The following is a 16230-nucleotide window of genomic DNA, read 5'->3' on the forward strand; positions in this document are numbered from 1 at the left end:
TGAATCTCCTACGGCTCAATTCGACGGTCAAGGCCGGAATAAAGAACAAGCGCCTGCTCGCCTCCGCTTCCGATGAGTTCCGGGCGGAGGTGCTCGGGTTTATGACGTAACGGTGCGATTGCCCTGGGACGCCCAACACGAATATCAACATCGCGCTTACTCCGTGAAGCCGGTGCTTTGCAAAAGCAAGCTGCACTCCTGCCACTGGCACATGCCGAAGCAAAACGCCACGCTGAAAGCGAGGAGGCGTACTTGCGCCGACGGATCAAATGGGCTCTATGTGCTTATTCATCTCGTCATACGCCTATCTCAATGAATCAACTGCGCCGTGTAGCCGCGCTACGCTCACACCACCTCCTTCGGTACAAGGAATACATCACAGAATTGGCACAGGAGCTATGTTTGACGATAGATGCACGCTGCGCCTTCTCCCCACATCACCGGCAATCCAAAGGCATAGATGCCTGACTCTAGATCAATTAGCTGGCACAGACACTCGGGTGCAGTACGCCAATCCCATTACACACGATTCCCCGCCCTGTATTCTTGCATGCAAAACCACTGACGACGCTGGCGGTGTAGTTCCTTTGGGGTCACTCGGCCATGGCCTTCAACAGCGCATCGCGGGCGTCGGAGTAGAACTGAATGTCGATCTTGGTCGCCATGTCGTCGGACAAGTCGACCAACTGGCGCCGACACGCCACCGGCATCAGCAGTGACGTCGCGCCTTTCTCAACGGCGATCTCGGCAATCGTGACGGCGTTGTGGATGAGTTCAATCGACCCACCGAGGTTGATCTCGCCGACGATGATCAAGCCGCCACGTACGCTTCGCTTCAACAGCGACGTGCAAAGGGCCACCAAAGAGGCCACACCAAGCTTGGCACCAGACTTCGCCGCGTCAAACGCCCGAAGCTGCACCGTGAACTCATGCTGCCGAGGATCTTTATCGCCAACCAACTGCAGCGACCTGGCGTACAAGTTCTGCTCGGCAAAGCCAATGCTCTCGCGGAACGCGGGAGGAATGGGTTTGTTGAGCACCTTCAAGCCTGACCCGGGGCCTTCATTGACCTCGATGCGGTAGAGGCCCGAGTTTTCGTCGCCGCCGCCAGGGCTGATGGTCCACACCTGACCTGGCTCCAGCGGGTCGCCGCCAATGCTGTTGTCGCTTTGCAGCTCAGGCGTCGAGACAAACTTCTCCACGCCATCGGCACCCATGATGTAGCTGAAGTGGGTGTTCCGAAACTCTGCGGCACCGACTCGTTTTTGTTGCTCTTTGACTCGGCGCCGCACCTCCATGGCGATGCGAACGGCCCATTCCAGGTCTTCGTCCGGAACCGGGGTATCTGAGTTCGGGTACAGCAGCTTGAGCAAGCCGCTGACTGTCTTGTTGACCGCATTCGTGTCTCGGCCAGACAGGGCGCCGCCAAAGAAGACGCGGTTCTGCAATTCGCTCACGCGGCTCTGATTCCGAAGTTGGCTCCAGCACTCGGATAGGAAGTCGCTGACCAGGCCGAAGTGGTTGGTGACCAAGTCCTTGTTGATCTTGGGCACATCCCAACCCGGCAGAAATGCGTGGATGCGGTCCATGAAAGCGGTGTCGTCGCGCATCTCTGGCGGCATGGGGCCAAACAAATGCCCCACACGCTGCTGGTGTTCCACATCGACATCGAAGTTGCCGACCAAGACGATGCTGCCGTCCGCGCGGATGCTCTCCTTGCCACGGCTGAACTCGCCGGACTCCATGTAACCCTTCATGATGTTTACGCCGTCCTTCTGGTCGAAGGAGATGCCTGACACCTCATCGAAGCAGACCACGTCGTACTGGCACACCAAACCCCGGCGGCCCTTGGCTGTGTTCTCCACGAACATCTTGGCCACAGTGGCCTTGCCACCTGAAATCAGGTGGGCGTAGGGCGAAACCTGCTGGAACAGGTGGCTCTTGCCTGTGCCGCGCGGACCGAGCTCCACCAGGTTGTAGTTGCGCTCCACAAACGGCACCATGCGTAGGAGAAGGGCATTTCGCTGGCGGTCGCTGAGCTCGCTAGCCTCAATGCCGATGGAGCGCAGTAGAAAGCGCTTCCATTCTTCGGAGGTGAACGCCTCGCGGGCCTTGGCCAGGGTGTCCAACACGTCGCGCTTGGACAGCTGAATTTCTCGCAGCGACGTGATACCAAACGGACGCCCCTTGACCTCCTGAGCGATGGCCACATCAAACGTCACCCCCAGCTCGGCATAGAAGCCACCGGTCAACATACGTTCGTGTTGGTTGACCAGCTCGCTGCTGATCCGCACATCCGTCAGCCGCAGGCTCGGCAGGCTGGCCACGTACTCGCCCTTGTTGTCCACGCGCGCCGTCACGAGGTCGATGATCTTCACCTCGCCGGTTTCCAGCGCTTTGGCCTTGAAAAGCTCTTCCTCGCCGGCCCGCACCGTGCGGGACTTGAGTTGGCGTTGAACAATCTCCAGACCCTCGTCGATCTCCTCCTGATCGGTGCTTGCGCAATAGCGCCCAAGCATGAACTCGACAACGTAGGTGGGTACCGGAAATTGCCGACTGAAGGTACGGACCAAGTCTTTCCGGACCAAATACCCGTCCAGCACCGAGGCGGCTTTTTTGTCGATCTGATCCAATTCAATCATTCATCATCCTCCTCCGCCGATCACGGTGTTTGCCTCGGCCACCAGCTCGCCCGATGCGCTGAGCAGGACCAGAAACGCCGCGCGGCCTTGCAGTTCTTCGTTTTCAACCACCACCGATGCTGTGCCGTTATCCTTGAGCGGCTTCAGGCTCACGACCACGCTGGACGCCGGATCGCCCGCCTGGGTGCGAATGTCCAGGGACAGATTCGCGTACTGGCCGTCCACACCCACCGTGCAGCGCAAGCCCTTCCAAGCGATGTCGGTGACCTCGGCCACTTGCTTGCCTGATGTGCTTCCGGCCCAGGTCACCACAAGATCCAGGGTGAGGCACTCCTGAAGGCTCAGCCCACCATGGTTGTAGTCCACCGATTTGCCATAGCAGCTCACACCGTCGGCCAGTGCGAACTGTTGGTTTGGATTCCAGTACCAGGGGTACAAGCGCTCACTAGTCGCAGCGCCTGGCTTAATCGAGGCACAACGCCCCCATTTGTTGTCGGTGAGATCCTTGGACATCTGAATCGTGGGTAATTTGCCAGGCATGAGTAGCCAGCCATGGTCGGTCACCACCCTGACGCTGTTCCAACCGGCAGCCAACAAGGCGCCGATGCGCTCTGCAATTTCTGCGAGAAGCGGGTCGATGTGCTTGGCCAGCTTCCAGCCTCGCGCATGACCCTCGCTGTCGATGTCGCCAAATTCGCACCACGCGTTGCCCTGGCCGTCACCGTTTTCTGTGCGCTCCAACACCTTCCATTGGTTGTCGTTCAGCAGCTTCTTTAAGTGGTAGCCGCCCTTTAGCGACTGGCCGGTGGCAGCAACGCAAGGCTCGAAGTCATCGCAGTCGTCAGAGCCACTGATCTTGGTCCGCACAGGCGAAGCAGCCGCCTTACCGGTCGCGGTCACACTGGGCAGCGCAGCCCAATGCATGGTTTCTGCCACGTGACAGCCACGGGCCTCCAGAGTCATCGAGAGGCGGCGAGCCACGTCAAGTCGCAGACCATCCACAAATAGCGTGCATTGCCGATCAACCTTATAGCTGGCCGGAGTCTCCGCTACACCCCCTCCCGGATAGGTCGTTCCATAAACCAGCTTTTGCAGATAGCGCGCAGACTCTTCCAGCCAGGGTAGATAGATGGCCCGCGTCGCCATCGTCACAGCGTCAACGTCCGACGCCCTACTAACGCACGCTAGTGCCGACAGCACCGCATCGTCGGCGCGCCAGCCCTGCGTGGCGTAGGCCACCTGCAAATCCGCAACCGCCCCCGCTGTCAGCGCCGTTCTGGTCACTTCTGCCATCACCGCCAGATGCTTGATCGCCATGGCCAGTGGCGACTCGCCAAGTTCCGTCCAAACAAACTCTCGGCGTGGCGCATGGGTCTTTTCGAGATCCAGGAGCCGCGTTCTCGCGTCATGCGCAGGCAAGTGATTCAACGCCAGCAAATCATTCTGGAGCGACTGCTCTTGCTCCGCGTTCCATTGCGGCCAACCGCCAAGCTTTTCTGCCGGCGTATCGAAGATGCCCAGGTCGGGCGGCTTGCACTGGCGGATTCGGTTCGGGAGGTTGGGGTAACGCTTCGGTGCTTCGCTGTATCGCTCCCACACCGAATGCCAGGGGCCTTCGCGCATCGCCAGCTTGCTGGCACCGGCCAGGACGCCATCGGCCTGAGGGTTGAACGCTAGCTGTGACTTGCAGACCTCCACAAGGGCCTTCCACTCGTTGGCGCCGCGCGTGGTCTGGAATGTGTCGCCCAGATCCAGCCACTGCAGCAGGTCGCGCACCGGGTCGCCACCGGTCAACAAGGTGTTGAAGTAATCCTTGTCTAGCCGCTTGCCCTTCAACAGCTCAAGCTCTTCATCCAGCAGCCGGTACAGCGCCAGTTGCATGGCGTTCTTGGCCTCGTTGTCCTGGGCCACATCCAGACCCATGCCGCCTTGGTCCGACTTCAGGAAGGCCATGATGGTCCAGTCCTTGGCGTTCGCCTGTGACCAGATCACGCCCCGGTACTGCAGTTCAGCCAAGGGCTTCAAGAGGTCCGGACAGTCTTCGATCGCCCGCAAGTCCTGGCGGCTCACGCCGGGCAGGTAGAAAACTGGCACTCGGTCGGCAGGCAGGGTGACATCCGGCGCTTTGCCTGCGAGCACGCAGCGCAGCCAGATGGCGGGGCCGACGCGGCTCTCTGGCGCGTAGTCGCCCAGCACCAGCAGTTCAGCCAACTCGCTCTGCAGGCGCGGGATCACCGCCTCCCACTGGCGGTCCTTGTCGGGCCACAAGATGCACGAGGGCGCGATTTGAACCTCGGGGTTGAAGATAGCCGAGTCGCGCAGGGTTTTGATCAGGCACTCGATGATTCTCATAACAGCCCCTGACGATTCGCTTCGTGCCAAACAAAAGGCGATTTCTTTCTTAGGTAGTCGGCTGGCAATCCGTGTTCGAGATAGTCTTGATACCAGCGCGCACGCAGCTCTCTGCATTGCGGATCGTCAAGCCCGAGCCGCCCAATGGTTTCTTCAACCAGTCGCATAGACACAGCATCTAAATCCGGATTCGGGTAGATGTGGCCAGTCGAAAGCTGCAAGCGGAACAGGTCAGGCGCGAGAAAAAACGGGTCCAGTACGTCGCTGTATTCACGTTTGCGACTGTTCATTGTTGAGCACGCCAATCGGTAGTTGCTCCACTCATAGGCCAATCCCGCATGAGTGGATTTGGCAATAAAGTGATCCACGCTCCCACCACCCATCACACGCTCGAAAAAGACGCCCAGGTAGGCGCAAACCCCGCTATACGCTTGGTGCAGGTCTGTCAGACAGGCGCGCCAATAGGGCTCAATCTCCGCTTTGGGCGGCAAAGGTTGATTTAACGGAAACCCCTTTTTGTTGAGGTGGGCCAAGCCCTTCTGACGAACCTCGGCATCGAAAGCAGCGGGTTCCGGCTGAGCCGCCACCGGAATCATCGCAGCCACCCTTGCTTTTCGCCCACGTAGCGCCAACGAATCCAGAAGGGGTCGGTGTCTCCCAGCAGGCCACGCAACTTTGCATCCAGCGCTTTCGCTTTGGTGTGGTCGATCTCTTGCTCGGAGAGAATCTCAGCAGCCTCCTGCAACACCAGCTCTGACTCCAGAGAGCGGGCGCTGCCAAGGTCAAAGGCTTCACTCATCAACCAGCGAGAAGCATCACCCAGCCGAACAAAGGGCCGTTTCTTGAACTCCACGGTCGGCTGTTGACCGCTTTGAGCTGCAACCAAATCAAGATCAAACCAGGCATCCATGGCCTCATCAAAGCGCGGCTCAACAGATGCCATCACCAGTGGGGAGTGGGTCACGGCAAGCAGTTGAACCTCTGCGCCAGCGATCAAGGACTGCGTCACGTTCAAGAGCGCAGGGATGATTCGGCGCTGCCACTTGGGATGCAGGTGTGACTCCACCTCATCGATCAAAAAGACGACCTGGTTGGTCGTCGGCTCTGAGAGCAACTTGGCCGCCTTCTGGTGTTCTTCCCAACACCAAACCAAGAAATAAGCCAGGGCAATCACGCGACGCATGCCGGACGACGCATGCACCACCGCTACATCCTTGCCATAGGGCATGCGGACGGTTGGCATGTCGCGTACGTCGTCCAGGCTGATCCGCGTCAGCTCTCCCGGCGATAGCTTCTCCGCGGTGTCAGGAGACAAGACATCAAGCACAGCACACAGGTTTTTGAATGCGGTGCCGTTCTCCTTCTGCCAACTCGCCCAATCCCGGATCAACCCATTGCAAAGCCAATTGCCTTCCGTACCTGGCAAGCCATCCCAAACCTCTGTCGGGCTGAAAACATAGGCAGACGGACGATCCTGAACGTCCACTCCCCCTTGCGTGCGCCAGTAATTGCGAGCCGGGTCCCAAACGGCAAAGCCGCCATCTGCCATGGCATAAATGACCAGGCCGGGGTTTGCCGGACGGCCCTGCTGGCCCGTCCAAGCTTCGTCGCGTCGGGCGTAGCTGCTGACATATTCAACAGACCGTGATTTGCCGGTGAATGAGAAGTCAATCTTGGCGTCCCCATCTCCTCGGGGGAGCGCCTTCTTCCCCGAAGTCAGTTTGGGGTTGACCTCGGCAGGCCACTTTCTGGTCATGGACCACCAGGCGATATCCAGCAAAAAGCTTTTGCCCAGCCCGTTGTCGCCCGTGATCAGGTTCAGGCGCTTTCCAAACTCCAACTCGGTGTCGGCTGGGCCAAGGTTTGTCAGTTTCAAGTGCTTCAGCATGGCTTTTCCCCTGTCAGGGCAAATAGTCTCATTACTTGGTCCACCAGCTTGATCGAACCGAGGAAGTACCCTGAGCCGTTCTCTCCGGCGCCATCGAAGAGCTGCGAGACCGGGTAGTTGTTGACCGACTTGATCATAGGGACTCAATCACCTCCGCCGTTTGGCGGTAGTCGGCCAGGTAGCGGTCAAATGAGAAGTCGGGGTTCTTGATGGCCGAAATGAAGTCGTCCATCCAACTGCCCGCCTTCTGCTGTAGGCCATGCATGCTGGCCTCCGGTGCTATCACGCCCGCGGGGCGCGACGCGTAGTCCGTCAGCACGTTCAGCGCGGCATAGCCGTGCGGCCCCATCTCCGTGAAGTAAGCCTTGGTCAGGCTCTTAGCCTGGCCGCGCAAAGCCAGAAGGTCGTCTACGCGCCTTGGCTTTTCAACCACGTCTTTGGGCGCCCTGATGTCGAAGGCGCGGCACAGCAGGGCCAGCATCTCCTTCTCGGGCACGTGGTAGCGCTTGAGTTGGTGCAGCTTCTCGGTTAGGGCGGTTTCCAGCTTGCGGATGTCGCCGATGTTCTCGACGAAACGGTCCACTCGATCCATACCGCGCCGGGTGTGGGCGTAGCTAAACTCGATGCTCTTGCTGCCAAAGATGATGCCGTTCAAACAGATCCAGCGGCAAAAGCCCAGCTCGAAGCGCAGCAGCCGGGTGCGGTTGTAGCTGTTGCTGATGCGCAGAAACGCCGTCCACTTGTCCCTCTCCCACGGCGAGAAGTCGGCGGTCTTGTGGATCAAGTCGATGTGGCAGAACGACCGGGTCTTAGGCATGGTGATGTTCAAGCACGCCATGTCGCCGATCTGCGTGGTGTGGAACACCTTCTTCATCACCTCGGCCGCCATGTCGTAGGCAGCCTTGTTCGTCACCAGCTCGTAGTCGTCGGTCACCACCGCAAAGGGGTTCTGTCGCTCCACATCCACCACCGCGAAGTGGCGCTTGAGCTGCTGATACTTCTCGAGGCCGTCTGCAGTGGGCATGAACAGGGGGAGCATCTCTACTGGGAAGAATGCCTCGGCAGGTTCTCTGGCCGTCCATGCTCGGGGGGCGGTCGTCATGGTCTTATGCCTTTCCCTGTTTGGCGCGAGCTGCGCACTTCTCGGCCAGCGTCAGGTGGTGATCGTTGATACGGTCGCCCACCTTGCCGCCGTATTGCAGGCCCAGCTCGTACCAAGGGGCCGACGGTACATCGCTGCCACGGTCTTTCCCCCACAGCTTGAGCTCTTTTGTTTTCGGATCACGGCTGGTTACTCGGTCTCGGAGCACGCCAGCATCCTTTACCTTGATGTCCTCAACCAAAACAAAGGGGCGAATGTTGAGGCGAACCCCATCATTCAGATCGGGGTTCCAGCCGATGGGTTGTTCCTCGATGGGCTTCCAGCGCACGAAGATGTCGTAGGGCGCCTCACCTGCCAGGATCAACTCCAGGCGCTTCTTCAGCGCTTCGGCAGCGGCCAGCTTTTCCTGGGCGCCGTCGATGCCGTTGTCGGCATCGCGCTTCTGGCGACCAATCCAATCTTGTCCTAGATAGTTGTAAGTTAGCTTCTCAAGTGTCTTGTAGTTGAGCTTGTGATAGTTCAACAGGGCAGAAAAACCATCGCTCAGGCCGTCCCATATGTGCCATACGAAGGGCCGGTTGCCGAAAAGCTTTCCATCACAGTGCTGTGTGAAGAACTTGTCCCGCAGCCAGGTTTCGAGCGACTTGCCGCCGTGACCGACCGCTGTCAGCAGTTGTGCCAGGACATCATTGCTCCAATCAGTCCCGTAGGCATCGGCCAGCAGGTTTAATAGGCGATCGCTCGCAGATGCCTCTTGGCCTACTGGAGGAATGCAGACAATGCCGTCCTTGTCTGCATGGGTTGCTAGAGCCCTGCTGCTGGCGATCAATCTATAGGCATCGTCTGAAAGGTCCATCTTGCCGTCTGCCTCGGCGGGCCATTTGTAGCCAACTAGGCGAGCAACTGCGACCTGAAGTGGATCACTGGAAGTCGATGGGTGACCGTGGAAGATCCACTGAGTTGGGTTGTTTGAATAGGGTTTGGGAAGCCCGTCTGGGTAGCGCTCCTTTGCTACTCGCTCCCAATGTTCAACATCGAACGGGACCTTCACAAAGGTCTTGTTTGTTACCTTCAGTGCAGCATCAATCTGTCTGACGTTGACAAGGAATTCTGGACTCGTGACATAACAAAACAGTGCGGCTTGATGATTTGGGTTTGAAGGAATGACCGCAGCTGCATTTTCGTCAAACATCTCTCCCTGATACAGGGTAGAAGGGAGGCCACGCATTTGTGTGATAGAGACCCCTTTTTTGGACCATGCCTTTGCACCTTTTACGTAACAGGATGGCTGTTGAACCATCGCGCCGTCACCGTTTTCCCACAACAGAACCTGGGATCGCCCTCCGAATTCCTCGCTGCGCTCTACCGAGCCTTGGTATGGAACCCATCCGTCAGAGATTCGTGGGAGCTCCCAGTGCTCGTGAATAAATCGGTTCAAGTCGCCGGTGGAAAGGCCTTTGAAGCCGTCCGCATAGCGGGAGAGCAAGATCGCGCCGTGAGCCTCTTCAAACGCAACTCGAGCGTCTGGGTTATCCAATTGCCCCCTCTGTCTAACGTCGACCACCTCACCTGACCGCAACAACGTAGCCTTTTCCGCTGGCCGTTTAAGTGCGCTGGCATCTATGCCTCGAAGTCGAAAGTCATCGGTTGCTGAAGCGTGAGTCTGCGTCAGCAGGATGATGAATGCGCCAGCCGCCTGCGGGCTATCGAAGCCACCTTCACCCAACCGGGCCAGGAGATTCCATTGCACACGTTTAAGCAGTGACTCGCGCTGTGCTTTGTAGGCAGTTAGAAAAAGCCAGTTCTGCGGCATAACGATTTGCACTACGCCGTGGCCTTGATCGTATGCAAGCTCCAAGCAGCGTTCCAAGAAAACATTGGCTATGTCGCTTTTTGCCTCCGCGTAGTGGGCGGCGCAATACTGCTTTAAAGCATCACTTTGCCGACCTCTGGCCAGGTAAGGCACATTGGTTATGACGAGGTGGTAGCGTCTTTCTAACAGGCGCGCCGCTTCAAGTAATCCCTGCGCGCTTAGGGCTAATTCCCAGCGATCGTCATCTTCATTTATCAGACTGGCCGGGCGTTCAGTGGCTAGCGCTTTGCCTAGCAAGCTCGTCAATGTCGCGTAGCTGGACATTGCCAAGTCGTTCTTCAAGCTACGTGCCGGGTCCAGCAGGCTGCCAAGCAGTGGCGCATCGGAAAAGCTGGTATGCAATTGGCGCAACTCTTGGCGCATGTATTCAACATTTGGAGCGTCGTCTGGAACTAGCGCTTCCCAGTCCTGCGCCTTGGCCGCGACCTTGAGGCCACAGCACGCGATATTGGGTGCCGGAATCTCTCGCACACCGAGCGGTTTGCCAGATGCATCTGGAAAGCGCCATGCCTCCAGGGCCACTGCGAACACCGCGATCTCCACGCAGCGTGGGTCAAGCTCCAGCCCATGAATGTTCTCAGCAAGGACGCGACTCACCGCCTCCTTGGCGCTCAAGCCTTCCGCCGCCATGCGCATTGGCACCAGCATCAGGAAGGCGGCCACCAGGAAGTGACCCGAACCGCAACACGGGTCAAGCAGATTGAAGTCGGCCAGGGAGTCGGGCCAGCCCTCGAACTTGCCTGCGGCCGGGGTGCCGTCTTCCAGGGTGCGGAAGTAGTCGAGGTTGACGGGGCATGGCTTGCCCGGATGCCGGGTGGCCCACCAGGCGCCGAGCGAGTTGTGAAGCAGGAAGGCCACCATGTACGGCTCCGTGAAGAGCTGGGTGACGGCGGGCAACTCGTCGGCACCGATCTTCACCTCCGACTTGTTGATGCGGTCCTTGTTGTCGGCTTGCCAGAACTGGTACACCCAGCCCAGGCTGTCGCTGGCCTTGAACACCGCATCGGGCAAGTCCTTGAGCAGACGTTCCAGCTCGCTCTGGTGCTCGGGCGCAAAGTTCAGCTCGAATACCGGCGAGCCCGGCTTGAATACCTGCGGCAGCATGCGGGCGGCCAACTTGCCGGCCAGCTCCCAGCCGCTCTTGGCGCCTTCGTCGGGGGCCAGCTCATCGCACTCTTCGATGGTGACGGCCACGCCGTCGTACATCAGCAGGTTGTTGTCGGCCAGGAAGCGGGCGAACAGCATACGGTGCCAGTGCTGGTAGGCCACTTCTTGCACCAGGTGCTGCACCTCTTGCTTGCCGTAAGTCGGGTTGGTGCTCTTCGAGTCGCGGGCGTCACCAAGCTGCTTGCCGTGGGTGCGCAGGCGGTTGCGAAGCGCCTTCTCGTCATCGCTCAGAAAGGCCTCAGGCTTGTCGTGGCCAACGCCCAGTTGGTCCACTGCCGCGTGCGCGGCAGCGTCAGCGACCGTGCGGGCTGCTTTGACGGTCTTTTCCAACGCGCTGCGCAGGTCTTTGTCGAGTGCTTGCATCATGGGGAATCAGGCCTCAGTGAAGGATGACCGGACCACTTTTCAGGGCCTGTGCGATGGTCTGTTTGGCGTCCAGCAGCCAGGCCTCGATGTCCTCAATGGTCTTGATAGTGCGGCTGGGCAGCTTGACGAACTGCGCCTTGGGCTCCATCAACTCGGCGGCTGCCACCAGCACAGCGTCAAAGCGTGAGTCGATGGCGGCCACGCGGTCGGCAAACGACGAAAGCGACAGCCGATCAACCGTTGCCAGCACCTCGTCGGTGTTGGCCACTTGCACCTTGGGTGCATCGGTCAAGGTGAGCTTTTGGGCGGCGAGCAGGGTGTTGCGTTGTTCGGGTTCCAACTGCTGCCAGTTGGTGTCGCCCTCCAGGCGCGCCATGCCGTTCTTGTGGCGGGTCTGGTAATCGGTATGCAGGCGGTTCAGTTCGTCGCGCAGCAACTGCGTTAGGCTGGCCACCAGGGGGGTGACAGGGTCGGGCTCCTCCAGCAGTTGGCGTTGCTGCTCAAGGTGTGTGACCTGCGCCACCAAGACTTCGGCACCCGACAAGCCGTTGGCCTGGGCCAGCAGACGCTTAAGCGTGTTCCAGGCGGGCAGGCGCTTGGCGATACGCTCGGCCAGATCCGTCCAGGTGTCGATCGCGGTGCTGAGTTCGTCGCGCTGGTTGTACAGAGCCAGCAGCTGCTCGTTGCCTGCCGTGAGGCGGATCTCTTCCAACCCCTTCATGTCCGGGCGTGCAGGAAGCGGGGCATCACCCCCAGCGCGCTCTGCCAACCTCTGCGCGTTGACCAGAAACTGCGGCACGTAGGCCTGCTCTTCGCCTGGCTTAGGGGTGGGACCGATCTTTTGCAGTACCTTGCGGATCTGGATGCGCTGCGCCGCCGAAACGGTTGCCGACTCGACCTTAAACATGGTCTTGCCGATGGCCTTGCGTTCCAGGTCCTTCGGGTCGATGGTCTGACCCTTATCATCCAGGGCGCGGATCAGCCCGGCCACCAGCAGCACCTGCAAGCCCCCGTCCACCGCGTCCCCCGGCCAGCCGTAGGTGGCGCCTTCGAAGTGCTTGCGGACGTCGATGCCCTTCTTGCCGCCGGCAATGAAGGCCAGGATAGCTTTGCACACCAGGTTCTTGGCGGGCTCGCCGTCGTCGCCCACACTCTTGAGTGCGTCCGGAGCCCCTTTCTGCGCCTTCTCGTAAACCTTGGGCCAACCGGTGTGGTCAGCGATGTGGAACTGCGGGTAGAGCCGCTGCAGTGCGTTGGTGGCTGCTTCCAATGCCATCTCCTGCAGGTCGGTGCCCAAGATCTCGTTGCCGCCGCCTTGGAAGACTCGGGCGCCCGAGAAGGCCTCTTGCAGCAGCTCGCGGATCTTGCCCTCAGCGGTCTGCTTGGTGGTCTCCATGGCCGAGCGGGCTTCGGTGCCCTCGGCGGTGTTGGGCACGCCGCGCTTATCCAGCGTGGCACTCGCCGCCTTGAAGTCGATCAAATAGTGGCGCAGATCGTCAGCCGAGCGCTTGGGGATGAACACGAACACGGTAGGTGACTGATTGCCCGCTTGGCGAGCGTCGGCACGTACCGAGCTCTCGTCGATGCTCCAGCCATCACGCACCCAGACGCAGACCTTCTCACTGGCGTCGCCCGGCAACTGCGCATCGAACACCGGGAAGATGTCGCGCGTGACCTTGGACGTGCCTTGCGTCAGCGACAGCTTGCGCACGATCTCGCCGAAGCGGCGGCGGATGCGGTCGTCGCGCTCTGCGTCCACGCGGTGAGCCTCGTTGGCCAGGCTATTGCGCTGACTGAGGAACTCGTCGTTCCAGGCGGCGCTTTCCTCGGTCTGGATGCGGTACTCGTCACCCACCTTCATCAGCAGTTCGCACTTTTCCAGGATGCCGGGCAACTTGCTGCGTAAGGCGCTGGATCCCTGTGTCAGGTCTTCAACCAACAGGTCGGCCAGCGTGTCGAGCGTGGCGTGGATGCCAATCTCGTTGTTGCTGCTGGCGAGTTTGTTGACCAGGAACACTAGGCCGCAGGCTCGCGCCATCAGGCGTTGGTCCTCGGTCCCCTTGATCCAGACCATGGTCCGCTCATGAACCTTGCGCGGGAGGATGCGCGACTGGAGCAGCTTGTCTGCCGCATCGAAGTAAAGGTAGTCCGCCGGCACGACGCTGCCGACCGGAGCGTCAACATTCGTCTGGATAACCTTGTGGATCATGGAGAGCTGGTTGCGCAACTGGCTGTCGGTGCCCGTCTGATCGAGCACGCGCAGGGTGTTCTCCCAAAAACGACGGCGCACCGGCAGGATCGGGTAGTCCTGTGGGAAGAACTGGATGTCATCAGGACGGTGGCCGATGGTGGTGCCGGCCAGGTGGCGCGAGATTTCGCCCAGGTTGGTTTGCATCACCTTTTCGACTGGTGCTTTGGCTTCGGGCTTCTTGGCCAGGATGACCTGGCGGATCACTGCATCGACGTCGGCGTCGGACAACTCAACGCGAACGGTGAAGCGGCCTTCGAGTTTCTTGAGGTTGGAGGTGCCGGTGACAGCGGTTTGGCCGGTGCCGATGAACAACATCTTGGCGCCGATGTTCTTGCAGCAGGCTTCGACCACCTCCTGCACATCGATGGAGCGCTGGCTGTCCTCGCCGATGTACTGCTGCACCTCGTCCAGCACCACTAGGGTGAGCGGGAACTTGCCATCGCGGGTCAGTGCCTGGCGAATGCTTTTGAGCATGTCGCCGCTGGAGACATCCTGCACATAGGGGTACAGGTTATTCAGGGTCTCGACGCAGGACGCTGGCGACGTGAACAGGTTGGGCTTGGCCTTGGCCAGGGCTTCGTGCAGGCCCTCGGCCACGTAGAAGTTGTCGAGCTCTTCGTTCCAGTCGAAGCCGCTCTTCTCAACATGGCCCCGCACTGCGTCATAGATGCCTTCGTGCTGAAGCCACATGACAAAGCGTGCGACCGGGTACTGCTCGGGCAGGCCAACGGACTTGAACAGAATGCCCAGCAGGGCCATGCGGACAGACTTGTCCCGCGAGCTGGAGCCCAGCGTGCCAGACGCCGCGTGCAGGCCGCCATGGCGTTTGGCCTGGGTGGTGAGCGCCTTCAACTGATCGCTCACGCTTTGGGGCAAGGTGGCAATGCCGCGTGCGGTGGCGCCGTCGTCGAATTTGCTGTCGACCCAAAGCGCCCGCAGCATCTTGACCAGGTGCGATTTGCCCGAGCCGTAGAAGCCGCTGACCCACGCGGCGGGCTGCTCGGCTTGCTCGATGTTCTTCAGGTAGACGTCGAGGATGTGCTCCAGGCCCTTTTCGTACTGGCCATCGCAAACGAAGGTTTCGAGCTCGTACCGCAGCACGGACAGCGCCTGGTTGGTCTTCTCGTCGTTGACGCTGGCCACGCCCTCATTGACCAGCTTTCGGGTCGACGGATCCTTTTGGTAGATGTCACGATTGAGCATGTTTTCCCCTTAATCAGAATTCTTTGTCTGCGGTGATCGGCACGGCGAGGTAGTTCCAGCCGTCATACCCGTCAAGCAAGCGGTAGTTGTTGTCTTCGTAGCTACCGGGAAAGAACACCAGCAGACGGCCCTTCACCTTGGGCGCGAGCTTGTCCACGACTTCCTTGACCTTCAAGAAGCCGAACAGAGAGCCCACGCCCTGCAGTGCCACAACAAACTCCTCGCTGACGTTCTCGTCTTGCAGGAAGGTCTCAAACTCGGCTTCGATGTAGCTGAGGTACTTGGGCAGCAGCGTGGACAGGAGGTTGGGCTTTTGGAAGTAGCTCTTGGCATACCGTTGGGACGCCAGCCAGTTGGGGAACGAATCCGTCAAATCGAACAACGCCCAGTCATGACCTGCCGCACGGGTGGCGATCTCGAACTCGTCGACTTTGGCCCGTAGCCGCAGCTCTTCGGACTCGTGATAGACGCAGAAAATGACGCGCTGGGCAGCGGCGGCGTCATCGCGCCAAGGCACAGCCACGTACTTGCTGTAGGACTGGGTCAATCGCTTAATTCTGCTCACGGAGCCACTCCATTTCCTGCGCAGTGATCAAGTTCGGGAAAAGCACTTCGACCACCTGGCCGACGCGTTTGAGCGAGATCCAGCCCCGGCGCGAGGCGTCCTCGGCCAACTCGATCGTCTTTTCAAATGAACAGTCGAGCATCCGGGTGAAGTCACTCTTCAGCAGCGACTCGCCGCGCAGACCACTGACGTAGCCCAGAAGCAGTGCCAACGAGACCGTGCCTGGCGTCGCCACAGCACTGGCCCGCACCTTCCGGACGCGGCCAGCCAGGTGACCCGCCTGAGTCCAGGACGAATTGATGTTCTGCGCGGTGGACTTGAGCGTGGCCTTGCTGAAGCGCCCAGGCTCTAGCGCATCGATGAACTCTTCCATCGCCTCACGGGTGACGGTGGCCCCTTCCTGGAAGCCCAAGGCAAAGGGAGCCGTGGCCCGAAGCAGGGGGTCACGTGCGTAGGCGCACAGCGCTGCCAACAATGGCTGTCCATCCACATCGCGTTGCCAGAAGAAACGCAGGGCACGGAACACCAACACGCTAGCGTCGAGCGCGTAGAGGTCGGCCAGGTGCCGGAAGGTCAGCGTCCGCGTCTTGCCCGAGCGCTTGCCAAGGCAATTGGCAGTCTGAATGGCATCCAGGTAGTCGGCCTTGGCTGCGTTGGCAGCGTCCACAAAGGACAGCAGCGCGCGCAGCTCGGCGAGCATCATCGTCCGGGCGGTATGAACCCCGCCGCGCTCATAACTGAACCCGAGGCGCTCCAGCTTGTTGTTGTGCATGTTCTCTGCATTCACGTTGGGGTAAGTCCTGGTGTTCAGTCGGCATCAT

At 59.8% G+C, this 16230-nt stretch carries 9 protein-coding genes; all 9 read right to left on the reverse strand.

Going from position 1 to position 16230, the window contains the following annotated elements:
• Window positions 1–593: 593 nt before the first annotated feature.
• Complete coding sequence (gene brxL, locus PHI64_RS12055) at window positions 594–2642, reverse strand: BREX system Lon protease-like protein BrxL (protein ID WP_299882959.1); 2049 nt, start codon at window positions 2640–2642, stop codon at window positions 594–596.
• A 3-nt stretch (window positions 2643–2645) separates the two neighbouring features.
• Window positions 2646–4994 (reverse strand): BREX-1 system phosphatase PglZ type B, encoded by a 2349-nt coding sequence (pglZ, locus tag PHI64_RS12060; protein WP_299882961.1) that lies wholly within the window; start codon window positions 4992–4994, stop codon window positions 2646–2648.
• The gene (locus tag PHI64_RS12065) at window positions 4991–5599 is read right to left on the reverse strand and encodes a hypothetical protein (protein WP_299882963.1); all 609 of its coding nucleotides are present in this window, start codon (window positions 5597–5599) and stop codon (window positions 4991–4993) included. Before PHI64_RS12065 ends, pglZ begins: the two co-directional genes overlap by 4 nt.
• Window positions 5587–6882, reverse strand: a complete 1296-nt coding sequence (locus PHI64_RS12070) for an ATP-binding protein (protein ID WP_299882965.1) — start codon at window positions 6880–6882, stop codon at window positions 5587–5589. The genes PHI64_RS12065 and PHI64_RS12070 overlap by 13 nt, the downstream gene beginning before the upstream one ends.
• 133 nt (window positions 6883–7015) lie before the next feature.
• Complete coding sequence (locus tag PHI64_RS12075; RefSeq protein WP_299882967.1) at window positions 7016–7984, reverse strand: DUF932 domain-containing protein; 969 nt, start codon at window positions 7982–7984, stop codon at window positions 7016–7018.
• Between the two features lie 4 nt (window positions 7985–7988).
• The gene (locus PHI64_RS12080) at window positions 7989–11390 is read right to left on the reverse strand and encodes a DNA methyltransferase (RefSeq protein WP_299882969.1); all 3402 of its coding nucleotides are present in this window, start codon (window positions 11388–11390) and stop codon (window positions 7989–7991) included.
• A gap of 13 nt (window positions 11391–11403) precedes the next feature.
• Complete coding sequence (brxC, locus tag PHI64_RS12085; RefSeq protein WP_299882971.1) at window positions 11404–14844, reverse strand: BREX system P-loop protein BrxC; 3441 nt, start codon at window positions 14842–14844, stop codon at window positions 11404–11406.
• Between the two features lie 13 nt (window positions 14845–14857).
• Complete coding sequence (locus PHI64_RS12090) at window positions 14858–15409, reverse strand: BREX protein BrxB domain-containing protein (protein WP_299882973.1); 552 nt, start codon at window positions 15407–15409, stop codon at window positions 14858–14860.
• A complete protein-coding gene (locus PHI64_RS12095) occupies window positions 15396–16181 on the reverse strand; it encodes a hypothetical protein (RefSeq protein ID WP_299882975.1) in 786 nt (261 codons plus the stop codon). Before PHI64_RS12095 ends, PHI64_RS12090 begins: the two co-directional genes overlap by 14 nt.
• Window positions 16182–16230: the final 49 nt, after the last annotated feature.

The organism is Zoogloea sp., assembly GCF_028689785.1.
Classification (GTDB): domain Bacteria; phylum Pseudomonadota; class Gammaproteobacteria; order Burkholderiales; family Rhodocyclaceae; genus Zoogloea.